We start from the raw sequence: 24828 nt of genomic DNA on the forward strand, positions 1-24828 counted from the left end.
GATGAGGTTTAGTCGCTCACTCACGTATTAATCGTTAAGCGCGTCGTAAACCAGCAGTTGATTTCTGGAGATGACTTGTTCTCCCGGTTTCAACCCGGCGCTGATGTAGGCGATGTCTCCCAGAAATTTGTGGATGTGAACTTCCCGCGTTTCGATGTCCGACCGGCTGCGGAAAATCATGACGTAGTACTTCGAATTGTCGAAAATAACCGCATTGGACGGCACCGTGGCCATTTTTTGGCCCTCATCAAACCGGAGCGCGACGGTAGCGTGCATCTCGGGTTTGAGCTTCATTCCTTCGTTTTTGAGCCGGATGCGGATGGTCATGGCTTTCGTATTCGGATCAAGCACGCTAAAGATTTTATCGACATGCCCCTTGAACCGCTGGTCGGGGTAACTCAGCGTCTGCACGCTGGCCGCCATGCCCGGTTTTACCCGCCCAATATCGCTTTCGTTGACATTCGCCAGCACCCAGACGTCGCTGATCTGGCCCACGGTAAACAGGTTGTCGGCATTGTCGGAGCGAAGCTGCATATCGCGGTTGACGTTTTTCTCGATCACAAAGCCATCGATCGGCGCCCGAACGATGTAAGTGGGTGTTTTGCCCAATCCGTAAATCCGAAAAATTTCCTTCACCCGGTTGAGTTCGGCCTGGGCGGTTTCAACATCCTTCCGGGCCGCTACCACCTCGCGCTGGGAGTTCAGTTTACTTTCGAAAAGGTCTTCGGCAACGCTCAGGTTTTTCTGCGACAGCAACAAGTCCGATTGCGCCTGAATCATCTGCCGCTCAAAATCAGCCACTTCACCGGATCGAATGACGGCCAGTTGCTGGCCTTTCCTGACATAATCACCCAGTTCAACGTCCACTTCCTCCACCACGCCCCCGACCAGCGGAAATACTTTAATTACCTTGTTTTCGTCGGCGGCCACCTTGCCCACCAGCGTCAGTTCGCTGCGAACCGGCAGATCAATGACCGTGTCCAGCCGGATACGGTTCATCATCGTGTCCGACATCATAAAGGCTTTTTCCTCTTCAACTTCTGCTTTCTGGTGACAGGCGGCTGCCAGGCCGAGCATCCCCAAAAGCAAACAACCCGCGACTGATTTCATGCTGATTTTCAATTAAATAATTCCACGCCTACGACGTAATTCAGTTCTTCGTATGCCCCGATGCGGTCGGCTTTCAACCGGTTCAGTTCCTTGGTGCTTTCGTTGTAGGTTTCGATGAGGTCGATAAACTCCAGCAGCGAAATATTCCGTTTCTGAAAATTGGCAAACAGTCCCTGGTTCAATTGCTCGAACTGCTCCGAAAACCGGGATTCAACCGACAAAACCGTCCGCTCGACTTCCTGCACTTTTTGCAGAGCCGCAATCACCTCATTACCCACCTGCACGACCTTCTGGTTCTGCATCTGTTTCTGGTAATCGACCTGCGAGCGGGCGGCTTTGATCGCGCCCTGGTTGCGGTTCAGCAGCGGCAAATCCATGCTTACCGAAACGCCAACGTAGTGGGGAATGTAACTTCCGGCCTGGTCGTAGGTACCGCCGATGCGCAAATCCGGGGCGGCCAGGGCCTTTTGCAGGGTATAATTCAACTCCGATTGCCGGGTCAGCGACTGATTCGCCAGCACATCGGCCCGGTGGCGCAGCGCATGTTCCCGCAACGAATCAACGGGTAAATCCGGCAGCCGGTAGGCTTGCAGCTGAGCCTCGGTCACTACCGGGAGAATGGGCTGATCGACCGAAAGCAGGGTACGCAGAATCTGCTGATTTTCGGCCAGTCGTAACCGAATCTCCAGCCGGTCGTTATTGAGTTGGAAAAGCAGCGCCTTGAGTCGGAGCAGTTCGCGCAGCGACACATTATTTTTGTCGTACTGCTGCTCAAAAGCCGTTACGGTGCCCTGCAACGTTGTGATTTGGCGGTCGTAGCGATGGAGGGTTTCCTGCTGAAAATACAGATCGAAAAACCGGGTGCGCAGCTCAAACCGCAAAGACCGGAGTAAATCGGCAAACTCGTACTCGTTGAGTCGGGCGGCTTCCTGCGCCAGCGCAATCCGTTTGTTGCGTTTTCCGGCCGTGTAGAGCAGTTGCTCGACCGCAATGATTTTCTGCCCCTGCCGACCCACATCCAGCACCCGGTGCTGATCACTATTGTACGCACTCACCTCCACCGAAGCCGTGGGATTATCGTACAAACTGGCCTGAATAATCTGCGCCTGCCCGGCTTCGATGCGAAATCGGCCAGCCAGCAGCAGCAAATTATTTTTGATAAAAAGGCTATCCGCCTGTCGTCGGCTAAGCCGCAGGGAATCCTGGGCATGACTGGCTACCGAGAGCAACCAGAACATGCTAAAAATTACTCTAAATCGCATTCAAATGGTTAGCACATTGCGATTGCAAGGTTCACCAAAAGAAGTTAGAGGACCGTTAAAAGTGAATTAGAAAAAGGTTAAATACCCGTTAAAAAAAAATTAGAAGCAGGATGGTCAACAGGGTACGGTTTTCCGTTTGCGGTTAGCTCTACGCAACCATCCCGACGAAACCTCTGAAACGGAAAACCGTAAACCCGTCTCCCTGATTACAGATGAGCAATTTGCATCGTAAACACACTCCCTTCGCCCGGCTGGCTCTGGACCGTAATCTGGCCCTGATGAAGCTCCAGAATCCGCTGACAAATGGATAAACCAATGCCAAAACCTTCGTAGCCGACCGCGTTGGCCGTCCGGTAGAAAGGCTCAAAAATCAATTCAACCTCCTCCGGTTTGATGCCAACCCCGTTGTCATGGACGCTAACCCGGCAAAACTGCTCATTGGTTCCAATTCGGACGCGGGCCGTGTGGTCCGGTGAGTATTTGCAGGCGTTGTCCATCAGGTTCTGCAACACCCGTTTGAGGAGTTCTTCGTTGCCGGAAACCGTCGTTTCCGTTTCCGAATTGGGCAAATTGTCGTAATCGAATTCGATCCGGTAATGCGGTTTGGCACTCAGCAACTCGTCCCGCGCCAGCAACACCACCTCTTCCATCTGCACCGGTTCGAGCGGCATCTGGCTAATGTTCTCGATCGTTCGGGCCAGAAATAATAAACTGTTGGTCAGGGCAATAAGCCGATCCGCATCCGAATGCAGGTTGGTCAGAATGGTTTCGTATTCGCCCGCATCCAGTTGTCGGCGCAGCCCCAGCTGAATCTCGGATTTGAGCGACGCCAGTGGCGTTCGCAGTTCGTGCGACGCGTGCGAAACGAAGCTGCGCTGTTGCTCGAAAGCCTGCTCCAACCGGCCCAGTACGGCGTTGAAATTCACCGCCAGCTGGTCGATTTCGTCCCGGCGATCCCCTTCATCCAGCCGTTGCCGCAGGTTTCGGGCCGTAATGGTCGAAATCTGGGTATTGATCTCGTCGATGGGTCTCAGCGATTGGCCGGCAAAGAATATTCCGAGGCCAACGGTCAGGCCAATGCCGCCGATGAGCCCCCAAACCAGCGTAACCCGCAGGTTCCGCTGTTTGCTCCGCCCCACCTGGTCGTAGGCCGACGCCAGCACCACGAGCCGCCGGCCACCCTCCTCGTATAAAATCCCGGCCAGCTGGTTTTCATCGCTCCAGGTTTCCACCTCCCTCGACTCCCGGACGTCGTTCAGCAAACTCCGCTGATAATGAATAATATGGTCATCCACACTGGCGTAAATCAGCCGGTTTTGCTCGTCAAATACCAGTACCTTCTCATCGTACAAGGCCGTCAGCGTATTCCGGTCGATGATTTTCAGCAGATTCTGGTCAACTTCTTTCACCTGAATCAAAAACCGGGCGGTGGTCCGCGCTTTCTTTTTCAGCCGTTCGTAGAAGTCATCCCGGCTGTATGCGGCCGTTGTGAAATAGATGAGGAGCGAAAAGGTCAGCAAAATGGACGCTACGATGAGCGAAAACTGAAGCGCTATCCGGTTTCTGATCTTCATTTCTTACTCTACTTTTAACAAATAGCCCATTCCCGCGCGGGTATGAATCAGTTTGGGTTCAAAATCACGATCAATTTTTTTTCGTAAGTAATTGATATACACCTCCACGACATTCGTTCCCGGGTCAAAATTCAGACTCCAGACTTTCTCGGCCAGGTCCATCTTGGAAACCACCCGGCCCCGATTGCGCACTAGGTATTCGAGCAGCGCAAACTCCCGCGCCGTCAGGTCGATGGGGGTCGCATCGCGCCGGACCTGTTTGGTCGAAACGTTGATTTCGAGGTTGGCAATCCGCAGGACTTCATCCACGGCGCTTTTTCCGAGTAAGTCCAACCGCCGGAAACAGGTGGCAATGCGCGCACTTAACTCCCTGAAATCGAATGGCTTTACGATATAATCATCCGCACCGCGCTCCAACCCTTCGACCTTATCCTCGATTTCGCCCAGGGCGGTCAGCATAATAATGGGCAAATGCGGTTTTTCAGCCCGCACGTTCCGGCAAATTTCGTAGCCGTTCAAGCCCGGCAGGTTGATGTCCAAAATGAGCAGGTCAAAGGGTTGGCGCAACGCCAGATCGCGGCCATTGTAGCCTTCGTAAGCCACCTCGGTCTGGTAACCTTCTTCCATCAGGCCCCGGCTGATGTTCTGGGCAATCCGGCGGTCATCCTCCACAATCAGTATACGCTTCATACGGTTTTAAAATCAGAACGATTACTGAAATAACGCAACAAATGGTTTCTGCGGTTCTTGCCGCCTACATTTCTAAGCGTATTCTAATTCGGCGCGGTTGGTAACATTCTCCGCGTCCTTCCGGTCACCCGGTTTTTACCAGTTGCGGCACCAAATCAACCGGCTGTTTCCTCAGCATAGCGCGTTACCAATTTCCGCTACCAGGCAAGCATTTCGTCCGCCTATTTTTGTAAAAGGCAATCAGAATACACAGTAAACAGGAAACAACAAATGAATCAAAAACCGTCTGCCGCTTTTGTCGGCGCTTCGTGGGTAGCGCTTGGGGCCGGAATGTTCGGGTACTTCATCGGGCTCTGGCGCTCGACCATGCTTCTCAATGAAAAAGGCTTCTACTTCACCGTGCTGATGTTCGGCCTTTTCTCGGTCGTATCACTGCAAAAAAGTGTTCGGGACCGGCTGGAAGGTTACCCGGTAACGGATATTTATTACGGACTCAGCTGGTTCTCCACCCTCCTTTCGATCACACTGCTGACCATCGGACTCTGGAACGCAACGCTGCTGCCGAGTGAAAAAGGATTTTATGCCTTTGCTTTTTTACTGGGTTTATTCGGGGCCATTGCCGTCCAGAAAAACACCCGCGACAGCCAGGAATTTTCGAAGAAAGGGTAGTTACACAAGTCCGGCTTTTTTCAGCATTCCCCGCAAGGTTTGCAAATCAGTCTGCATGGCCTGGTAGACCTTGTCGCGGGGAATGGTGAGGTCACGACGCCCCTGATCGGCCCCACCCAGCGGGTATTCGAGGTGTAGCGAGATCGGGACGCGGACGTTCAGTTGCTTCAGCAGGGCGAAATACGCCGGAAAATCGACCATCCCCTGCCCCAGCGGAACGCTGACGGCTTTCCATTTCCCACCGTTTTTTTCCCAGATCACGTCCTTGATGGCAATAAATTTGATGTGGGGATGAATCATGCGCAATCCCGTCGACCAGGACGTGCCGCCTTCCACCGTCGCGTGGCGAATGTCGTACTGACACCCCAAACCGGGATTATTGATGTCCTGCAAAACCGTCGCCAAGTCCCAGGTGGCCGACCCAAAATTGGTTCCGGCGTGGTTCTGGTAAGCGCCCGCCAGGTTCAGTTGCTGGTTCAATCGGGCCAGATCGCCGAGTTGCTGCCGGTATTGCTTCAGGATCGTCGGAATGGGCTGATGATTCGGATACGCCAGCCAGCCCGTCCGGTAATACCGCACACCCTGTTTACTGGCGGTTTCCAAAACCGCCCGGCCGACCGCGTCATCCGCTTTCGTCACCGCCGTCGTGATCATCGATGCGCTCAGGTTTTTCTTTTTCAGGGCTGCCACCACGTTCGGCAAATCGTCGCGGACGCGGGCAGGCTCGACATGGCCATCGGGCCGCACCGTCAGATCGACGCCTTCAAAACCGAGGTCCGAAGCCACCGCTGCCAGTTCGGTATAATCCAGAAAATGCAGGTGTTTGGAGAAAATATGAACGCTGAACGGGGCCGCATCAGCCGCCGGTTCCGATACCGCCTTTGTTTCGGCCGATGCACCCACCAGACCGGTCGCCAGCAGGCCTTTTAACAGTTCACGTCGTTGCAGCAGGGTAGGCATAGGGTTTCGAAGTTTTCGCTATCCCGGTAAGATTTTTTAGACAGCGATCTACTCAGCGTTGCCCTTATTCATTATCTTACAACGGCTTACCTCATCCCTTCCTTCTTTTCATGAACTCTGTCCTTGCTTCTCCCGATCTATGGACCATTCTGGGCGCCATGACACTGGCTGGTCTGGTGGGCGGTCTGGTCAACTGTTTTCTCCCGGCAGCCGAGGGCGAACCAACCAAAGTCTGGTGGAAATGTGTCTTGATGGGCATCGGAGCCTCGCTGATTGTCCCGGTTTTTCTGTTTCTCACGCAAAGCAAAATTCTGGACGAACTCGTCAAAGTTCTTCCGGCACCACCCGCCAGCGGAGCAACCGATCAGCCGCTTTCGGTGGCCATCGGCCAGAAAGTGCAGAATTACCTGGTCTTTTTCAGCTTTTGCACCATCGCGGCCATCTCATCGACCCGGTTTATTTCTTCCGTGAGTGACCGGCTGATGATCGAACTAAAAAAAGAAGTCAGGGAAACGAAGGAGCAGGTTCAGGAAACCCAGAAAGACGTCAGGGCGACCCAGCAACAAGTCCGGGAAACCGACCAGAAGGTGGAAGAAACGGAGAAGAAAACCACGACCAACCGGGCAACCTTACAGGCCGTCAAGAAAAAAATCCAGGAAAACTCCATCGCCCGCAAAACCGCTCCTACCAACGCCGTTCCGATAACACGGGAAGCCACACGGGGGCCGTCGCCGGCAATTTCGTCCCCGCTTCACCCGGACGACCCGCAAAAAGGTCGGTGGGGAGGAAAGCATACCGTTAATTTCAGGCAACTCCAGGCCACCGTGACCGCCATCGATGACGACGAAGACTGGTTCAACGTCCGGATGGAAGTGATTTCGACCGACCCGCAGCATCATCCGCTTACCGGCAACGTCATTTTCCATTTACACGATACCTTCGTTCCGGACAGGCAAAGCGTTCCGGTGGTGAACAATCGGGCGGTTTTGGAAAAAACCGCCTGGGGTGCCTTCACGATCGGTGCCGAAACCGACGACGGAACGCAACTGGAACTGGACTTATCCGACCCGACCGATGCGCCGGACGTTCCGGCCGTTTTCCGGGCGCGGTAATGGCCTTTTGAACCACTGGTGCCATTCGAACTGTCTTTAAAAATCGGTATGTTTGTCCGGCTTTCACTTTACGTTAATTTTCATGCTGATTCTGCGCCGTATTGGGCTCGCGCTGCTCGTCTTGTTCGTCCTGTTGAACATCAGTCTGGCCTTTCATGCCGCCCGGTTTACCTATTTCTACGACAATCCCGACCAAACCCCGTCCCGAAAACCGGAAGAGTACTCCACCGGCGAATTAGTGAACGCGGCCCTGTTTGGGATGAAACTGAAAAAGTCGGTGATCAGCGACCAGCCCAAAATACCGTTCGAAACCATTCGGCTGACCAACGAATACGGCCAAAAACTGGAAGGCTGGTACATCCCGGTGGATTCGGCCAAAGGCACGGTGATTCTTTGCCACGGGCACGCGTCGAACAAGTCACGCATTCTCTGCGAAACCGATTATTTTCACCAATTGGGTTATAACACCCTGGCCTTCGACTTCCGGGCGCACGGCAATAGCGGGGGCAATATCTGCACCATCGGTTTTAAGGAAACCAACGACCTGAAAGCCGCCTACGATTTTGTAACCCGGGGGGGTGAGAAAAACATTATTCTCTGGGGCGTTTCGATGGGGGCCGCCACCATCCTGAAAGCCATTCCCGAACACGGTCTGAAACCGACGCGGGTAATTCTGGAATGTCCGTTTGCGTCGTTATACGATGCCGTGCAGGGACGACTTCGGTCAATGCACATTCCGGCCCACCCGGCCTCCGAATTGCTTGCCTTGTGGGGCGGTATGCAACGGGGCATGAATGTCTTCAAATTTCGTCCGTCGGAATCGGCCCGGCAACTTACCATGCCGGTTTTGCTGAACTGGGGCGCCAAAGACCCGCGCGTTTTGCGCCACGAAACCGACGCCATTTTTGAAAATTTAGGCACAAAAACCAAGCAACTGGTGGTTTATGAAAACTCGGGCCATCAGTCGTACTGCACGAATGAACCGGCCCAATGGCGGGCAGCAATCAGCCAGTTTCTATCCGTGCCGAAACCCGCCCGGCCCGTTGCCGAATCGTTAACCCCTTAGCCGGACAACCGTGGGGGTAGCTTTCGAAAAATAACCGGGTTAAGCGGGCTGCATCCGATACCTTCGACTGGCGAATTCGGTTCTATTTTTACCTTCGCCCGGGAGGCCGCAACGAAGCGGGTAACGGGTTTCAAACTCCAGTTTGTGGGCAGCGCCCGGACGGTTACCAGGGCTCAGCAGCGAACAAAGCCGCCCTTCATCGGTTGATAGAGGATAGCGATTCTTTCTGTTCAACGATGAAAAATATACTGGTTCGTTTCTCCTGTTCCCTCCTGCTGGCGGGATTCCTGATGGCCTGCGGTCAGGGTCAACAATCGACCGAAAATTCGGAAGCTACCGATACGACGGAAATAGCTGAAGCGCCGAGAGCACCCGATCTGCCGCCCCCGGCCGAATCATCCACCCATTTCAGCAACGTTATTGGCTGGAAAGATGGCCAGACCCCCAAAGCTCCCGACGGGTTTGTGGTCACCGAATACGCCCGCGATCTGGACAACCCACGCCAGACTTATGTCCTGCCGAACGGCGATGTACTCGTGGTGGAATCGCAAACCGAGCGTAAAGGAATTGTGAAGAAAGTTAGCTCGGTGGTCAGCGGGCAGGCCCAATCCGAAGCCTCCGGCAAAAGTGCCAATCGCATCACCCTCCTGCGCGACACCAACCAGGACGGAAAACCGGACGTTCGCCAAACCTTTCTGGACGGCCTGAATCAGCCATTTGGTATGCTGCTGGTCGGCACTACGTTCTACGTTGCCAATACCGACGGTTTGTTAACGTTTCCGTACCAAACCGGTCAGACCCGAATAACCGCCAACGGCAAGTCCATTCTGTCGCTTCCGGCGGGGGGCTATAACAACCACTGGACGCGCAACCTGATTGCCAGCGCCGATGGTTCCCAAATTTACATTTCGGTGGGTTCGGGCAGCAACGTGGCCGAACACGGCATGGAACACGAAGCCAACCGGGCCAATATCCTGGAAATCAACCCCGACGGCACCGGCCTGCGCGTCTTTGCCAGTGGCCTCCGCAACCCGGTGGGTATGGCCTGGAACCCCGTCACCAGCGCCCTCTGGACTGCCGTCAACGAACGCGACGAGCTGGGCGACGACCTGGTTCCCGATTACATCACGAGCGTTAAAGAGGGCGCCTTCTACGGCTGGCCTTATTCCTATTACGGTCAGAACGAAGACCCGCGCCGGAAAGGCGAACGGCCCGATCTGGTCAAAAAAGCCATCGTGCCCGATGTGGCGGTCGGATCGCACACGGCCTCGCTGGGGCTGGCTTTCTACGACAAAGATGCGTTTCCGGCGAAATACCATAACGGCGCTTTTGTCGGCCAGCGGGGCTCGTGGAACCGCTCGGCTTTTGCCGGTTACAAAGTCATTTTCGTCCCGTTTTCGAACGGAAAACCCAGCGGCAAACCGGAAGATTTCCTGACCGGTTTTATCATCGACGATAAGGATGTACACGGTCGTCCGGTTGGCGTTACGGTTTTGCCCGACGGATCGCTGCTCGTAGCCGACGATGCCGGCCGCCGGATCTGGCGCGTCAGCGCAAAACGCTAATTTCCCCGGGACCGGTTTTCGGCTGGCCCTATCCCTCCTGCTCCCAGCCATCATTCCGGTTTTTGACCGGAATGAAACCGGGTTGGCCTGTCCAACTTCCCGCCAGCCGTTTGTAAAAACACGATTTTGGGCCTCTTTGGGAAAAATGTGATAGGGTTTGAGCGCCGGTTTCCCTACGTTTGCGCTGTGGACCTTGGTTTCCACCGGTTGTTCCGGGGCATCCGGCGCAACTGCCTGACTAAACTCCTTCCTATTACATGAATTGGGTCAACAAAGTCGTAGTGATCACCGGCGCCACCACCGGTATTGGAAAAGCAACCCGCCACCTTCTCACCGAACGCGGGGCGACGGTTTATAATCTTGATGTACACCAGCTGCCGGCTGATGACACCCGGGGTACCTTTATTCCCTGTGATGTCCGCCAAAAAACCGATATTCATCGGGCCTACCAGATCATCATCGAACGCGAGCAGAAAATTGACTTGCTGTTTGCCAACGCCGGCGTTCACCTGTTCGCGAGCATGGAGCAAACCTCCGACGAAGAACTCGATAACCTGATTGCCATCAACATCAAGGGTACCTTTTACACGATCCGGGAAGTGCTGCCGTACATGAAAGCGCAACGAAAAGGCAGCATTGTCCTGATGGGATCGGATCAGGCGCTGGTGGGCAAAGCCAGCAGTTCCGTCTACGGCCTGACCAAAGGGGCCATTGGCCAGTTGACCAAAAGTACGGCCATCGACTGCGCTCCGTTTAACATCCGGGTCAATTGCGTTTGCCCCGGCACCATTGACACTCCCCTGCTGCATAAAGCCGTGACGCATTTTGCGCGTGTCAATTCCGTTCCGGAAGTAGACGTATACACATCCCTGGATACCGTTCAGCCCTGGGGGCGGGTCGGAAAACCGGAAGAAATTGCGCAGGTAGTGGCATTTCTGCTCTCCGACGAGAACTCGTTCATGACCGGCAGCCTGGTCAGTTCGGATGGCGGGTATGTCTGTCAATAATGGCTGATGACACGCGGTTCCGGTGAGGGATAAAACCGGGTAGTAATTTGTCTAAAAACCGGTATATTCGATTGATGAAACGGACGAATCACAACCCGGAACAATTCTCCCGACGCGAAGCCCTCCAACGTTTGGCGACTTCCGCGGCAACACTGGCAATGGGCGGTTTGGCCGGTTTTTCAGCAGCCGCTCCAACCCCCATGCTCAACCGACCCATTCCAGTCAGTAAAGAGAACCTACCCGTAGTGGGCATTGGCACCTGGCAAACCTTCGATGTTACCGGAACCGCCGAAAAGGAACCGCTCCTGCAAGCTCTGAAAGCGGTGCAGCAGGCCGGCGGGAAAATGATCGATTCGTCGCCGATGTACGGACGCTCGGAAGAAGTAGTCGGCGACCTCACCGCCAAATCCGGTTTTCAGAACCAGTTTTTTTACGCCACGAAGGTCTGGACACGGGGCCGGGAAGCGGGTATCCGGCAGATGGAGGAGTCGATGCAGAAAATGAAACGTTCAGCCCTGGATCTGATGCAGATTCATAACCTGGTTGACTGGAAAACCCATCTCGAAACCCTGAAAGCCTGGAAAGCCGCCGGTAAAATCCGCTACATTGGCATTACGCATTACACGGATTCGAGGCACGATGAGCTGATCGACATCCTTTCGAAAGAGCCGATCGACTTCGTCCAGTTCAACTATTCGATTCTTTCCCGCAACGCCGAGAAGCGGTTGTTGCCCACCGCCCGGGACAAAGGCGTCGCGACGATCATCAACCAGCCGTTTGCCGAAGGCCGGTTGTTTTCGCGGGTTAAAGGCAAAGAATTACCCGCCTGGGCCAACGAAAACGAGATCCATAGCTGGGCGCAGTTTTTCCTGAAATTCCTCATCGGCCACCCCGCTGTTACCTGCGTCATTCCCGGCACCAGCAACCCCAAACACGCAGCCGACAATATGCTGGCCGGCCACGGACGCCAGCCGGATGCGGCTTTGCGCGAGAAGATGGCCGCGCTGATCGGTGGGTTATAGGGGAACGGTTTACCGTTTTCGGTTTACGGTTGAAGTACCTTTCGGTAGCCCATCGAGAAGGCGTAACCCGGTAGAGGCTTCCCAAGACTAAAACCGAAAACTGTAACCCGAAAACCGTATACCGTAACCTCCCTGTCCAAGCGCGGACAAAACCTGTACGAATTCGGACACAGCTTCTTTCAAACCCACGCTTCAAAGGCATTCCAGGGCGGTTTTTAGCTTTGGCACCCTATTTGTTTTGCAAAATTATAACTAATATTCTCAGCCGGTTTAAGAACATGCGTAGATCCTTTTTAGGTGAATTCGAAGAGATCGTCCTGCTGGTGGTCGCAGCCTGCCCCGCTGAAGCCTACGGCGTTACGATCTGGGAAGATGTCCAGCAGCAAACCGGCCGGACCATTACCATGAGCGCCGTTCACGCCACGCTGTACCGCCTGGAAGAGAAAGGCTTCCTCTCCTCACAAATGGGGGGCGCCACCGCCGAACGCGGGGGCCGGCGAAAGCGGTTTTTCGCCCTGACCACCGCCGGGGTGCGGGCTTTGCACGATATCCAGGAGGTCCGCAGCCGACTCTGGCAGGCCATCCCACCTGGAAAATTTCAATTGATCGGCCCCTTTTAAGTCACGAGTGAAGAATGACGAATGCAAAGCTGGCGGACGCATTCTGCAACTCATAACTCTTAACTCATCACTCCCATGACCCCTCCCCGCTGGGCCGACTGGCTGCTGGAACTGTTCGTCGCACCGCATCTGCTGGAAGATGTGCAGGGCGATTTGCATGAGGTGTTTTATAAGCAAGTCCGGGAAGTCGGTTTGCACAAAGCCCGTCGGAAGTTTATCTGGGCGGTTTTGAATTACCTGAATCCGTTTTTTATCAGACGGAAACCTCGTGAATATTCCCAACCAACAAATACTGTTATGATCCGAAATTATTCCAAAATCGCCCTGCGAAATCTGAGCCGTCATAAAACGTACACGTTCATCAATGTTTCGGGCCTCGCCATGGGAATCGCCTGTGCCATCCTGATTTTCACGTTGATCAATTATCACCTGAGTTTTGACAGTTTTCATTCGCATGCCGACCGGATTTATCGCTTCGTGACGGAGCAGCACCGCGAAACCGTTAGCTACAAGCCCAATGTCCCCAATCCGTTCGGCAAAGTATTCCGGGACGATTACACTTTTGGTGAGAAAGTGGCCCGCATCGCCACCGCCGACGGCGTGTTACTGACCATCCAGCACGGCCAGCAAATCCGGAAATTCAAGGATGACGTGGCCTTTACCGAAATCGACTTCTTCGACATCTTCAATTATCCGCTCCGAAAAGGGTCGATAAAAACCGCATTGGCCGACCCCAACACGGCTATTATAACCGAAAAAATGGCGCAGAAACTATTCGGCGACAGCGATCCGATCAATCGAACGTTCCGGGTGGAAAACAAGATCGATTTGAGGGTAACGGGTATTCTGGCCGATCTACCCCCCAATACCGCCCGCCGAACGGAAATATACGTGTCCTACAACACCCTAAAACAGTATGACGAATGGATGGCCAACGAGGAAGCCTGGGGCGGTATGAACAGCGCCATGCAGTGCTTTGTCCGGCTTCGGCCCGGGGTGACGGCGGCTCAGGTGGAGGAAGTGTTACCCGCCTACGTGAAAAAATACCGCCCGACGAATAAAAATGTGCACCATTATAAGTTACAACCCCTGGACGATATTCATTTCGACGGTCGGTATGGCGGCACCATCACCCGCCGTAATCTGTGGGTTTTAGGCGGTATCGCGCTTTTTCTGATTGGGACGGCCTGCATTAATTTTGTCAATCTGGCGACCGCCCAGGCCCTCCGGCGTTCCAAGGAAGTGGGGGTTCGGAAAGTGCTGGGCAGCGTACGCGGGCAGCTTTTCTGGCAGTTCATTACCGAAACCGGGTTCATCACAACCCTGGCTCTTCTGCTTGCCGGTCTGGCGGCCTGGGCCCTACTGCCTTTCATCAACGACTGGTTGGGGGCACAACTGACGCTGAACCCATTTGCCGACTGGAAGCCAGCGGTTTTTCTGCCGGTGCTGGGGCTGCTCGTCACGTTTTTTTCCGGTTCCTACCCCGGACTGATCCTGGCCGGTTTTCAGCCCGTAATGGCGCTGAAAGGCAAGCTCTCGCACCAGAACGTGGGTGGCTTCAACGTCCGCCGAACGCTGATTGTCGGCCAGTTTGCCATCTCCCAGGTCCTGATCATTGGGATGATTGTCATTGCCAACCAGATGCGGTATTCAACCCAGTCGGACCTGGGTTTCAATAAAGAGGCCGTGGTCATGCTCCCCGTCGCGTCGGATTCGAAGCTTCAGACCATGAAAACGTTACACCAGCGGTTGACCCGGATTCCAGGGGTAAAAACGGCTTCGCTCTGTCAGGCGGCTCCGGCTTCGAACTACAACGTCTGGAATACCTCGCCCCGGTATGACAACCGCACCGAAGACGAAGCCTTCAGCGTCAGCGTAAAAGCCGCCGACGAACAGTATGTTCCGCTCTTTGACCTGAAGCTGGTGGCGGGCCGCAATTTACTTCCCTCGGATACCACGAAGGAATTTATTGTCAATGAAATGTTTGCCCGTAAGCTGGGGCTGAAATCGGCACAAGAACTGATTGGCAAACCACTCAGCCTGAATAATGACAAACTGGCGGGACCGATCGTTGGGGTTGTTCAGGATTTTCACGACCGTTCTTTTCACGAAAACATTAATGCCGTTTGCCTGATGTCAGCCAGCGACCGGTATGAAAGCTATGCGGTCCGGATCGATATGAAAACCGTTGGCCCTACTCTGGCGGCCCTCGAGAAAACGTGGAGCCAAATGCACCCCGACCAGGTTTTCGAGTACCAGTTTTTGGATGAACACATTGCGAATTTTTACCGAACCGAAGACCTGATGCTTCACGTCGTGGAGGTCTTTGCGGCCATCGCCATTTTTATCGGGTGTCTGGGTTTATACGGGCTGGTGTCGTTTATGGCCACTCAAAAAACCAAGGAAATTGGCATCCGGAAGGCGCTGGGCAGCAGTGTCGGCCAGATTCTGTGGATCTTCGGCAAAGAGTTTTCACGCCTGATTCTGGTGGCTTTTCTGGTGGCCACTCCGGTGGCATACTACCTGATGAACACCTGGCTGAAAAGTTTTATTTTCCGTGTCGACCTGGGGCTGGGTGTCTTCCTTTCCGCCATCCTGGGCACGCTTTTGATTGCGTTTTTAACCGTGGGCTTCAAATCCGCCAAAGCCGCCCTGATGAATCCGGTAAAAGCGCTGCGCTCCGAATAAGTCCACACAGCATCCGGTTTTCAGTCCGAAGAGATACGGAAAAACCGTATCTCTTTTTTTTCGTATAACGTATCGCTATTCCACGGGCGATACGCTCCCTAAATCAGGTACTAATACGCTAGTTCCGAACAGGTTATCTTCCTATTTTTGATTACATCAACCGCCTGAGGGCGATGAAAGCTCCGGGGGATGATCCGGGCGGAGCCGCCTGTAACGCTGCGTTTTTTCCGGTCAATCAACGGTTGTGGACCGGTTCCGGTAACGCCGGTCTGTGCGGCTTATTCCGGTAATTCTGCTTTTATTCTGCTCTCCCGACCCATGTCGGCAGGGTCCGCTGCGGCAACGTGCCAACTAGTAATTCGTGGTATTCTGTTTAAACCCCTTGCCCAATGAAACAAAAACACATCATTCTCCGCACTACGCAAACCGCCACCCGCGACCCCTTTCTGGGGGCCCTTTCGCACGCCCGCTCCGCCGAGTCGGTGGCCGCCGGACTGACGGTTGAAGTCGACGAAATCGACCGCCGGAAGGTTTCTTCCATGACCCGCAATTCCGATATTCTGGCGGTGGCACCGGCCATTCCCATGAAACTGGTTGAACCGATGGATAAAAAAACCGTAGCCAAACCAGCCGCGCAAACCGTCGCCTGGGGTGTGAAAGCCGTCGGGGCCGATACCTCACCGTTCACGGGAGCCGGGGTCGTAGTAGCCGTACTGGATACGGGCATCGATGCTGCCCATCCGGCCTTTGCGGGCGTCCAGGTCATCGAACAGGATTTTACGGGCGAAGGCAACGGCGATGCCCACGGCCACGGTACGCACTGCGCAGGGACGATTTTTGGTCGAATCAGTGGCAACACACGGATCGGCGTTGCTCCTGGAGTTCAGAAAGCGCTCATTGGCAAAGTACTGGGTCAAAACGGCGGAGGGTCGAGCGACCAGATTGTCAGCGCTATTCAGTGGGCGGGCCAAAACGGGGCCAATGTCATTTCGATGTCGCTGGGGATGGACTTCCCCGGTTTTGTCAAGGAACTGATTGGTCAGGGTTTTCCCGCCGAACTGGCTACGTCGTACGCGCTGGAAGGCTACCGGGCCAATGTGCAACTCTTTGAGCGCCTGGCCGCCCTGATCAGAATTCAGGGATCGTTTGCCCAGGCGACCGTGATTGTGGCAGCAGCCGGTAACGAAAGCCAGCGCAATGTGAATCCGGATTTTGAAATTTCGGTCAGTCCCCCTGCCGTGTCGGAAGGAATTATCTCGGTAGCGGCCCTCGGCGAAAGCACGCAGGGTCTGGTCGTGGCTCCGTTCTCCAACACGGGGGCTAATATCGCCGGCCCCGGTGTCAAAATTCTTTCGGCAAAGCCCGGGGGCGGTTTTGTCCAGATGAGCGGCACCAGTATGGCCACCCCGCACGTGGCCGGCGTCGCGGCACTCTGGGCCGAAAAGATCATGAAAACCGGTTTGCTGACCCCCCTGACGCTAACGGCCAAGCTGGTGGCTTCCGGTACCGAAACCGGCCTGAAAGCGGGTTTCGATCCGGCCGACATTGGAACCGGTCTAGCCCGCGCTCCGCAGGTCTGACGTCCATTTTAACTAAAAAACCGGCTCGATGGCCGGTTTTTTAGTTTTAAACTTCTTCTTCGTACAACTCTTCGCTTTTCCGTTTCCGGGGTTGCTCCGGTTCGGGCAGCGGTTGCGGGTGCAGCGGTTGCGGATGGTCTTCGTAGGCCGAGTTATCGACCGGTTTATACCGGGACATGAACGAATACATGGCCGGGATAACGAACAGTGTCAGGACCAGCGAGAACATAATCCCACCGACAATGACGACCCCGAGCGGAATCCGGCTCTTGGCCGCAGCCCCCAGTCCGAGCGCAATCGGCAAGGCCCCGCAAGCGGTTACCAGACTGGTCATCAGAATCGGACGGAGCCGCAACGCCGAAGCCTCGATGGCCGCTTCGATCCGATTCATGCCTTCCTTCCGCTTCTCGTTCGCAAATTCCACAATCAGAATACCGTTTTTGGTAACCAGACCAACGAGCATGATGATCCCGATCTGCGAGAAAATATTCATCGTCTGATCAAACAGGAACAACGAAAGAAGCGCCCCGGCCACGGCCAACGGCACCGTCAGCATGATGATAAAAGGATCGGTAAAGCTTTCGAACTGGGCGGCCAGAATGAGGTAGATCAGCACCAGCGCCAGGATAAAGGCAAACATCGTATTCGATGAACTTTCGGCATAGTCGCGCGACGAGCCCGACAGAGCAGTCTGGAAGGTATCGTCCAGGGTCCGGGCGGCAATGGCCTGCATCGCTTCCACACCGTCCCCAATGGTCTTGCCCGGGGCCAGACCCGCCGAAATGGTTGCAGCCTTAAACCGGTTGAAGTGATACACCTGCGCGGGGCTCGACACTTCGGAGAACTTCACAAGGTTATCCAGCTGAACCAGTTCACCCACATTGTTCCGAACGTAAAACGAAGCCAGATCGACCGGTTCATCCCGGTCATCGCGTGCCACTTGCCCAATCACCTGGTACTGTTTTCCGTTCATCAGGAAGTACGCCAACCGGCGGTTACTCAGGGCCAGTTGCAGCGTCTGCGCGACATCCTGAACGGTTACGCCCAGGTTGGTAGCTTTTTCGCGATCGATGGTGATATTCAGCTCCGGTTTGTTAAACTTCAAATCCACATCAAATCCCTGGAACGTCGGATCTTTCTGAACCTCATCCATGAATTTGGGCAGACTTTCCTGGAGCTTTTCAAAATTCAGATTCTGAATCACAAACTGCACCGGCAATCCTCCCCCCCGGCGACCGACCTGAATGGTCTGTTCCTGCGTCGCATTCATCCGGGCTTCACTGGAACTTCGCAGGTATTTGCCCAGGTAATCCGTGATTTGCTGCTGCGAGCGCTTCCGTTCATTCGGCTCAACCAGGTTTACATTGATAAAGCCGGAGTTGACGGCCCCAGCCGACGAGTTGCCCGGCGCCACTACGCTAAAGGTATAGTTGGTTTCGGGTACGGAATCGAGCACGAACTGATTAACGTTCTCGATAATCTTGGTCATGGCTTCGTAGCTGGTTCCCTCCGGCGCGGTCACCGGGATACGAATGCGGCTCCGGTCTTCCAGCGGGGCCAGCTCCGATTTCAGGCTGGTACCGACCCAGACAATAATGCCCATACAAACCGCAATAATTCCGACCGCAATCCAGCGCCGGCCCATAAACCCGGTCAGGGCCGACCGGTAACTCCGGTCAAGCCACTGGTAGAAGGGCTCGGTTTTTTTATAGAACCACGACCCTTTCCCGTGGTCCTTGCTCACCAGTTTGACACTGAGCACCGGTGTCAGCGTCAGCGAAACAAACGCCGAGATCAAGACGGAACTCGCCACCACCACGCCAAATTCCCGGAACAGCCGCCCCGTAAACCCTTCCAGAAAGATCACCGGCAGGAACACGATGGCCAGCGTGGCAGACGTGGAGATAACGGCGAAGAAAATTTCTTCCGAGCCTTCTTTGGCGGCCCGTTTTAAATCCATTCCTTCTTCAATTTTCTTGAAGATATTTTCCGTGACCACAATCCCGTCATCCACCACAAGCCCCGTCGCCAGCACGATCCCGAGCAGGGTCAGGACGTTGATACTGAAGCCCGCGATGTACATGATAAAGAAGGTCGCAATCAGCGAAACCGGAATATCAATCAGCGGGCGAATCGAGATCAGCCAGTCGCGGAAGAACAGGTAAATGACAATGACCACCAGAATGAACGAAAGCACAATGGTTTCGGCCACTTCCTCGATCGACTTCCGAATAAACTTTGTTTTGTCATCCGAACCGAGCAGTTGGATATCCCCGGGGAGATCGCGTTTGATATCTTCCAGGCGTTTGTAGAATTCATCGGCTACGGCCACATAATTGGCTCCCGGCTGAGGAATCAGGGCCAGAATAACACCCGAGGCATTATTCTGCTTTGCAGCGGCTTCCTCGTTCTCCGGCCCTAAAATCGCATACCCGACATCCTTAAACCGGATAATCTGGTTGGCCGTCTGCCGAATAATCAGGTTGTTAAAGTCCTCTTCGGTAGCGAGCCGCCCGACCGCTTTAACGGTTAGTTCGGTGTTGTTGCCATAGATTTTCCCACCAGGCAACTCCACATTTTGCCGGGTTAAGGCATCCTGAATATCCTGCGCCGTCAGGCGGTAAGCCGACAGTTTATGCGGGTCAATCCAAAGCCGCATGGCCGACCGTTTCAGCCCGTATACCATTACCTGACTAACGCCCGGAATGGTTTGCAAGCGCTCCTGCAGTACGTTTTCGACATAGTCCGAAAGCTCCATCGCATTGCGGGAGGAGCTCTGAACCGGCAGAAAGATAATGGGATCGGAGTTGGCATCGGCCTTGCTCACCACCGGCGGAGCATCGATGTCCTGCGGCAACTGCCGCTGCGCCTGCGCCACTTTATCACGCACGTCGTTGGCCGCGCGTTCCAGGTCGGCCCCCAGTTCAAATTCAACGGTAATGTTGCTGCTGCCCAGGGCGCTGGTCGACGAAATGGTCCGAATCCCTTCGATACTGTTGAGCGATTTTTCAATCGGTTCCGTGATCTGGGATTCGATAATATCCGGGTTAGCCCCTACATAACTGGTCCGCACCGAAATAATCGGCGGGTCAATGGCCGGGTACTCACGAACGCCCAAAAAGGTAAAGCCGATCACCCCAAACAGGACAATCACGATCGACATAACCATGGCGAGAACCGGTCGTCGGAGACTTAAAGAAGGTAGACTCATCGATTTAGCTCGTTATCTCATACTGGCACTATTTCCTGCCCCTGATCCGGCGGCAGGCAGAACTTCGCCCGTTAATTTGTCCACTTTGGCCACCTTAACCGGCACATCGGGCCGCAGGAAAATCAACCCGGTGGTGGCCACCGTGTCGCCCCGCTGCAGGCCCGCCGTAATTTCCACGACATTGGCGTTCCGCAAGCCGGTTTTTACATCTTTGAAAACCGCCTTGCCATTTTCAATGACAATGACCTGGCTGCCCCGCGTCTGCGGAATCACCGACTGCGTCGGGACTACCAGCGCGTCTGTCGTATTGATTACCAGGTTTACTTTTGCAAACGTACCGGGCCGCAGATTGGCTGAATTATTGGCCACCCGCGCCCGGATCCGCAGATTCCGGGTAGCTTCCTCAACTCCCGGTTCGATCGCGTACACAGCCCCATTGAATGTTTTATCCGATCCGTCGATCTGGAACGAAATCGTGCTTCCAATTTTTACTGCCGAGCCATACTTTTCCGGCACCGAAAAATCCAGTTTCATCGAGCTGGTTTGCTGCAAGCGCGCAATCAACGTGTTGGGCGTTACAACGGCCCCCATGCTCACGTTCCGTAACCCGATAGTGCCGGAAAACGGCGCCCGGATTTCGGTCCGGCGAATGGCCGCCTTCGTCACCTCTATATCGGCCTGCGTACTTTTCAGATTCGTTGCCACAATATCGTATTCCTGCTGGCTGATACCGCCCCGCTCCAGTAACTGTTTGTTACGCTCTTCGGTTCGACGATTGTTTTCTTCAACGGCTTTCAGCTTCAATAATTGAGCCTGTAAATCACCATCATACAGCTTCACCAGCAACGTCCCCTGACTAACCTGACGGCCCTCCTGAATGTTTAACTGCACAATTCGACCCGCTACTTCGGGGTAAATATCCACCTGCTCGGCAGCAAGCAGCGACCCCGTAGCGACCACCTCATCCTTCAGATTCTGCGAAGCTACCACAAACACATTCACCGCCGTCGGCCCGCTGTTTCGGCCTCCGCCGGGACCACCCGCCGTAGCTCCTTTCCGCCCCCCCTCGGGACCACCCGGGCCGCCGGACGATTTTTTAGAGAACTTGTTGTAATAAATGATGCCGCCTAATACCGCAAGCACCAGAATAATAGAAATCCACCTTTTCACAGAAACAGTCTATTGAGTCGGGCGCGGCATTACGCCCTTTGCGAAAGAACCATCAGATCGAAATCGTACTGCTCGGAATCTGATTTTTCAGCTAACTTAGCACCGAAATTACTCCATTACAACAAGCCATGACAGTTGACGAATACATTAATCGACAAAACCCCGAAATTCACCGCCTATTAGCCCAATTACGTCGATTAATCAAAGAAGCCGCTCCCCGTGTTCAGGAAAAAATCAACTGGGGCGTCCCGTTTTTTTTGTATAAAGGTCATCTTTGTTACCTTAACCCGCTCCGAACCAGCGAACCCGCTGTTGATCTTTGTTTCTTACGAGGTTATGAGTTAGCCAATGAGCAGAATGTGCTCGAAAACCGGGGTCGTCGGACGGTTCGCTCGCTGGTGGTCCGGGAGGGCGAGGTGGATGAAAACCTAATCCGGAGCTTGTTGCAGGAAGCCATTTTACTCAACGAAACGTCGAAAGAAAAAGCCGGCTCCCCGCAGCACCGGGAGTAAATCAACGGTAAAATCGGGCCAGAGGACATCAGCGACCGCAGAGTTTGCGGTATTCGCACCATTCACAGATTTTCGTATTGGCGGTTTTCCGGAAGGGTTGCACCGGATCGAACAGATCGGCGACCAGTTTCCGAAGGTGAATTTCGGTCTGGGCCACAAATTCTTCCGGCGTCCCCAGATACAGTTTGTTTTCCAGAAAACCGCCTTCCAGGTTCCGGAACGAGTAAAAACCGGCGACGACCTTCGTGTTGACACCGTCGATCCACTCGTTCCCGAACTGCAGGCCCTTGTTTTGCAGCATCTTTTTGTAAACCAGGTACTGGTACAGCCACAATTGCCGCGCCTTGTCCTTCTGGGAGTCGGTCAGCAGAATATCCATGCTTTTGACATCGGCATCGCGCGCTTCGACCTTGCCGGTTTTGTAGTCGGCCACCCGAATCAGCGTCGTGCCGTCGGGCTGCCGCAAACGCTCCACGCGGTCGATTTTACCGGCAATCCGGATGGGGAGCGTCCCGATGGCGGTTTCGACCAGTAATTCAGTGTCCCATTCTTCTTCCGTTTGCAACACGTCCAGATTACGCCCGTACCATTCCTGTTGCAGGGCATTGAACCGCACCATCAGATCCTCGGCCACCCGGTACAGCAGCCGGTTCATCCCCGATTCGGTCACCCGGTTGGCAAACTGTTTTTCGTACTGCTCTTGCAGTTTTTCGATGACGGTTTCGGCGGTAACCTCCTCACCGGCCATGCGGTATTTCAGGTCGAGCGTTTCCAGCGTGCTATGGATCCACTGCCCGAATTCGGCGGCATCCATCTCGTCGCTCACCTCGTCGTCTTTCTGCATGCTGATCACCTGGCTGAAATAATACTTGAGCGAACAATTCATAAAATTATTCAGGGCTGTGGGGTACAAACCGCCGAAAACCCGGTTTTTCCGGGTACTGAACTGCCCCGTCAGTTCCTGATGCAACCGGGCCAGAATGGCCTCACTCTTTGGAATTTCCAGCGAATCGTGCGGCACCGCCACCGGTTTTTTATCCGCCACCTGTCCAAACCGCACGCTCGGATAGCTGATGGTGATGGCTCCGGCCGATGCCGGCACCAGTTCGTGCTCAATCTGGCGGATAAACCGGCTTTTCTCGCCCTTGCTGGTGCCATAAGCCTCCGCCGAGGTGACATAGAGCAGCGTGACGTCCTTCGCCCGTTGCAGCAACCGGTAAAAATGGTAGGACATTACCGACTCCTGATCCTGGTACGTTGGCAACCCCACTTCCACGCAGGCATCGAACGGAATCAGCGAATTCAGCTTCCGGGCCTGGGGCAAAACACCCTCGTTCACCGACAGAATGATCAGCCGGTCGAAATCCAGCGCCCGGGTTTCGAGCATTCCCATCACCTGCAACGCGCTGCCTCCCTCGCTCTCGAACGGAATGCTGGTCTGCCGGATGAGTTCGTACAGAAACAGTTTCAGGCTTTTGATCGTCACCAGTTCGTTCCGTTCCTCGCGTTCGAGGGTGGTTTCCAACTGGTGCAGGAGGTTTTCAAACAGGTAGAGGTATTCGGTTTCGATCGCATCCTGCCGTTCGGCATACACCGCCTTCAGAATCGCAATCAGGCTGTAAAACTGGTGAATGATCGCCAGCGGTTTGTCGTCGGGCCACCGCCGGAACAGGGCCGCAAAAAGCGGGTTATTTTCGCCGAACGTCATCAATTGCTGTTCGTCGAGATACACCAGGTTGGCCGTTGTAATGGCGCTTACAGCTTTCTGAATCAAGCGGTTGGGGGAAGCACCGGCGGTTTTCAGAATCTTTTGTTCGTACTGCCGGATAAACGGATGGTTCAGGATTTTAATGACCTGCCGGTGGTTGTATTTGGGAATGTAAACCGTACCGGAACCGTCTTTCTTCCGGAAAGCCACCACCGTCCGCTGCATTTCGAACAGGGCATCGACCAGCGTAAACAACTGCGAATTTTGCAAGGAAAGCCCCATCGTTACGTTCAGGTCCGCCACCGACCCGCCCAACGAATACAAAACCGGCAGCAGCAGTGTTTCGTCCCCCAGGATCAGCGCCGTCGTGCCCGCGTTGGGATCGCCCGCCCGTTGCCCGTAAATTTCATTGGCCACCCTGGCCTGCATACTCGCGTTCGGCACCCCGATCACCTGAATGTGTCTGCGCGTTTCGGTCAAGTGCTTGCCTTCCCAGGTCCAGGGGCCGCTCCAGCCCGCAGCCTTATACATCCGGAGCATTTTACCGGCTTCCTGCCGCTTCGACTCCATGTAGTACGCATCGGTATCCCAGAGCATTTCGGCCTTCTGCGCTTTCACCAATGCCTTGACAATCAGCTCTTCCGAGCGACTCAGCGCGTTAAAACCGACAAAATACAGCTTTTCGTAGGCCGGATTGTCGCGCACCCGCTCCTCAATCTGCTCGGCCAGCAAGCGGTAGGCCATTCCCCGGTACGCCCAGCCTTTGGCCAGCAACCGCTCGTGCAGGGCCAGATAGGCGGTTTGCAGATTCTCAAACAGTTTGAAATACCGCTGCGTGCCGGTGGTTTCGAGTTTCGGCGCATACCCGTCGGGCACTTCGAGTTTCCAGCGTTCGAGGGCTTTGGCCGCCGTCATGTAACTGAACAACTCGGAGGGCGAGATCATGTACTGATCGATGCGGTCGAAGTCGGTGAGCAACACGCTGGCCCAATTCAAAAACCGGCCAAATTCCAGCGCAGGATCAATTTCCCGAAACACTTCATAAAGTTCGAACAGGAGACTGACGGGATCAATCAGCAGCACCCCCGCACTTTCGGTAATGAAATCATCGACGGCCAGAACGTGGGGCGACAAAAACGGCGTGTCGGCGTGCTGGCTGAGGTGTTGCTGAAAGGTGGAAACCGCCCGGCGCGTCGGCACGATCACCCACACGTTGTCCATCTGCGTTCCGTGGCGCTGGAAAATATGGGCGGCAACCTGACTTAAAAAGGTCATTCGGGATAATTAATGAATAAACCGGTG

The 24828-nt window shown here is 54.6% G+C and carries 18 protein-coding genes; 10 read left to right on the forward strand and 8 right to left on the reverse strand.

From position 1 onward, the window contains the following. Positions 1–27: 27 nt before the first annotated feature. From ACFPMF_RS21265 to ACFPMF_RS21280, 4 genes are all read right to left on the reverse strand, one after another. Positions 28–1077 (reverse strand): efflux RND transporter periplasmic adaptor subunit, encoded by a 1050-nt coding sequence (locus ACFPMF_RS21265; protein ID WP_379848884.1) that lies wholly within the window; start codon positions 1075–1077, stop codon positions 28–30. 41 nt (positions 1078–1118) lie between these two features. Continuing rightward, positions 1119–2348, reverse strand: a complete 1230-nt coding sequence (locus ACFPMF_RS21270) for a TolC family protein (protein ID WP_379848806.1) — start codon at positions 2346–2348, stop codon at positions 1119–1121. 230 nt (positions 2349–2578) lie between these two features. Then, positions 2579–3946 (reverse strand): sensor histidine kinase, encoded by a 1368-nt coding sequence (locus ACFPMF_RS21275; RefSeq protein ID WP_379848808.1) that lies wholly within the window; start codon positions 3944–3946, stop codon positions 2579–2581. A 3-nt stretch (positions 3947–3949) separates the two neighbouring features. Beyond that, positions 3950–4636: a response regulator transcription factor gene (locus tag ACFPMF_RS21280; RefSeq protein ID WP_379848810.1), complete on the reverse strand. Its 687-nt coding sequence runs from the start codon at positions 4634–4636 to the stop codon at positions 3950–3952. A 270-nt stretch (positions 4637–4906) separates the two neighbouring features. Here ACFPMF_RS21280 and yiaA point away from each other — a divergent pair, with 270 nt between their 5' ends. Next, entirely contained in the window at positions 4907–5305 is a 399-nt protein-coding gene (gene yiaA, locus ACFPMF_RS21285; protein ID WP_379848812.1) for an inner membrane protein YiaA, read from the forward strand. Here the strand turns inward: yiaA and ACFPMF_RS21290 are convergent, their stop codons facing one another. Next, positions 5306–6265 (reverse strand): sugar phosphate isomerase/epimerase family protein, encoded by a 960-nt coding sequence (locus tag ACFPMF_RS21290; RefSeq protein WP_379848814.1) that lies wholly within the window; start codon positions 6263–6265, stop codon positions 5306–5308. It lies immediately after the preceding gene. 110 nt (positions 6266–6375) lie between these two features. Between ACFPMF_RS21290 and ACFPMF_RS21295 the strand changes: the two genes are divergently transcribed. From ACFPMF_RS21295 to ACFPMF_RS21330, 8 genes are all read left to right on the forward strand, one after another. Next, entirely contained in the window at positions 6376–7377 is a 1002-nt protein-coding gene (locus tag ACFPMF_RS21295; RefSeq protein ID WP_379848816.1) for a YEATS-associated helix-containing protein, read from the forward strand. An 82-nt stretch (positions 7378–7459) separates the two neighbouring features. Beyond that, positions 7460–8443: an alpha/beta hydrolase gene (locus ACFPMF_RS21300; protein ID WP_379848818.1), complete on the forward strand. Its 984-nt coding sequence runs from the start codon at positions 7460–7462 to the stop codon at positions 8441–8443. 236 nt (positions 8444–8679) lie between these two features. Then, positions 8680–10008, forward strand: coding sequence for a PQQ-dependent sugar dehydrogenase (locus ACFPMF_RS21305; RefSeq protein ID WP_379848820.1), 1329 nt, complete (start codon positions 8680–8682; stop codon positions 10006–10008). 257 nt (positions 10009–10265) lie between these two features. Beyond that, positions 10266–11015, forward strand: coding sequence for an SDR family NAD(P)-dependent oxidoreductase (locus tag ACFPMF_RS21310; protein WP_379848822.1), 750 nt, complete (start codon positions 10266–10268; stop codon positions 11013–11015). Between the two features lie 74 nt (positions 11016–11089). Next, complete coding sequence (locus tag ACFPMF_RS21315) at positions 11090–12037, forward strand: aldo/keto reductase (protein WP_379848824.1); 948 nt, start codon at positions 11090–11092, stop codon at positions 12035–12037. Between the two features lie 278 nt (positions 12038–12315). Further along, positions 12316–12657: a PadR family transcriptional regulator gene (locus tag ACFPMF_RS21320; RefSeq protein WP_379848826.1), complete on the forward strand. Its 342-nt coding sequence runs from the start codon at positions 12316–12318 to the stop codon at positions 12655–12657. 75 nt (positions 12658–12732) lie between these two features. After that, positions 12733–15345 carry an ABC transporter permease gene (locus ACFPMF_RS21325; protein ID WP_379848828.1) on the forward strand — a complete coding sequence of 871 codons (2613 nt, stop codon included), beginning with the start codon at positions 12733–12735 and terminating at the stop codon, positions 15343–15345. 389 nt (positions 15346–15734) lie between these two features. Beyond that, entirely contained in the window at positions 15735–16925 is a 1191-nt protein-coding gene (locus ACFPMF_RS21330) for a S8 family peptidase (RefSeq protein WP_379848830.1), read from the forward strand. Between the two features lie 46 nt (positions 16926–16971). Here the strand turns inward: ACFPMF_RS21330 and ACFPMF_RS21335 are convergent, their stop codons facing one another. Together ACFPMF_RS21335 and ACFPMF_RS21340 are read right to left on the reverse strand one after the other, a co-directional pair. After that, positions 16972–20136, reverse strand: coding sequence for an efflux RND transporter permease subunit (locus ACFPMF_RS21335; protein WP_379848832.1), 3165 nt, complete (start codon positions 20134–20136; stop codon positions 16972–16974). Between the two features lie 12 nt (positions 20137–20148). After that, a complete protein-coding gene (locus ACFPMF_RS21340) occupies positions 20149–21306 on the reverse strand; it encodes an efflux RND transporter periplasmic adaptor subunit (protein ID WP_379848834.1) in 1158 nt (385 codons plus the stop codon). 128 nt (positions 21307–21434) lie between these two features. Here ACFPMF_RS21340 and ACFPMF_RS21345 point away from each other — a divergent pair, with 128 nt between their 5' ends. After that, positions 21435–21818: a DUF1801 domain-containing protein gene (locus tag ACFPMF_RS21345; RefSeq protein WP_379848836.1), complete on the forward strand. Its 384-nt coding sequence runs from the start codon at positions 21435–21437 to the stop codon at positions 21816–21818. Between the two features lie 28 nt (positions 21819–21846). On the opposite strand, the gene ACFPMF_RS21350 is transcribed toward ACFPMF_RS21345, so the two are convergent. Then, positions 21847–24801 (reverse strand): PD-(D/E)XK nuclease family protein, encoded by a 2955-nt coding sequence (locus ACFPMF_RS21350; RefSeq protein ID WP_379848838.1) that lies wholly within the window; start codon positions 24799–24801, stop codon positions 21847–21849. Positions 24802–24828 lie beyond the last annotated feature (27 nt).

Source organism: Larkinella bovis (assembly GCF_042655385.1).
In the GTDB taxonomy this organism is placed as follows: Bacteria; Bacteroidota; Bacteroidia; order Cytophagales; family Spirosomataceae; genus Larkinella; species Larkinella bovis.

What these genes read in the sequence shown, in the direction of transcription:
- ACFPMF_RS21300 (WP_379848818.1), top strand. Translation starts at nt 7,460, where the DNA reads ATGCTGATTCTGCGCCGTATTGGGCTCGCGCTGCTCGTCTTGTTCGTC.
- ACFPMF_RS21280 (WP_379848810.1), bottom strand. Translation starts at nt 4,636, where the DNA reads ATGAAGCGTATACTGATTGTGGAGGATGACCGCCGGATTGCCCAGAAC.
- ACFPMF_RS21310 (WP_379848822.1), top strand. Translation starts at nt 10,266, where the DNA reads ATGAATTGGGTCAACAAAGTCGTAGTGATCACCGGCGCCACCACCGGT.
- ACFPMF_RS21315 (WP_379848824.1), top strand. Translation starts at nt 11,090, where the DNA reads ATGAAACGGACGAATCACAACCCGGAACAATTCTCCCGACGCGAAGCC.
- ACFPMF_RS21270 (WP_379848806.1), bottom strand. Translation starts at nt 2,348, where the DNA reads ATGTTCTGGTTGCTCTCGGTAGCCAGTCATGCCCAGGATTCCCTGCGG.
- ACFPMF_RS21345 (WP_379848836.1), top strand. Translation starts at nt 21,435, where the DNA reads ATGACAGTTGACGAATACATTAATCGACAAAACCCCGAAATTCACCGC.
- yiaA (WP_379848812.1), top strand. Translation starts at nt 4,907, where the DNA reads ATGAATCAAAAACCGTCTGCCGCTTTTGTCGGCGCTTCGTGGGTAGCG.
- ACFPMF_RS21325 (WP_379848828.1), top strand. Translation starts at nt 12,733, where the DNA reads ATGACCCCTCCCCGCTGGGCCGACTGGCTGCTGGAACTGTTCGTCGCA.
- ACFPMF_RS21320 (WP_379848826.1), top strand. Translation starts at nt 12,316, where the DNA reads ATGCGTAGATCCTTTTTAGGTGAATTCGAAGAGATCGTCCTGCTGGTG.
- ACFPMF_RS21290 (WP_379848814.1), bottom strand. Translation starts at nt 6,265, where the DNA reads ATGCCTACCCTGCTGCAACGACGTGAACTGTTAAAAGGCCTGCTGGCG.
- ACFPMF_RS21265 (WP_379848884.1), bottom strand. Translation starts at nt 1,077, where the DNA reads ATGCTCGGCCTGGCAGCCGCCTGTCACCAGAAAGCAGAAGTTGAAGAG.
- ACFPMF_RS21335 (WP_379848832.1), bottom strand. Translation starts at nt 20,136, where the DNA reads ATGAGTCTACCTTCTTTAAGTCTCCGACGACCGGTTCTCGCCATGGTT.
- ACFPMF_RS21305 (WP_379848820.1), top strand. Translation starts at nt 8,680, where the DNA reads ATGAAAAATATACTGGTTCGTTTCTCCTGTTCCCTCCTGCTGGCGGGA.
- ACFPMF_RS21330 (WP_379848830.1), top strand. Translation starts at nt 15,735, where the DNA reads ATGAAACAAAAACACATCATTCTCCGCACTACGCAAACCGCCACCCGC.
- ACFPMF_RS21275 (WP_379848808.1), bottom strand. Translation starts at nt 3,946, where the DNA reads ATGAAGATCAGAAACCGGATAGCGCTTCAGTTTTCGCTCATCGTAGCG.
- ACFPMF_RS21350 (WP_379848838.1), bottom strand. Translation starts at nt 24,801, where the DNA reads ATGACCTTTTTAAGTCAGGTTGCCGCCCATATTTTCCAGCGCCACGGA.
- ACFPMF_RS21295 (WP_379848816.1), top strand. Translation starts at nt 6,376, where the DNA reads ATGAACTCTGTCCTTGCTTCTCCCGATCTATGGACCATTCTGGGCGCC.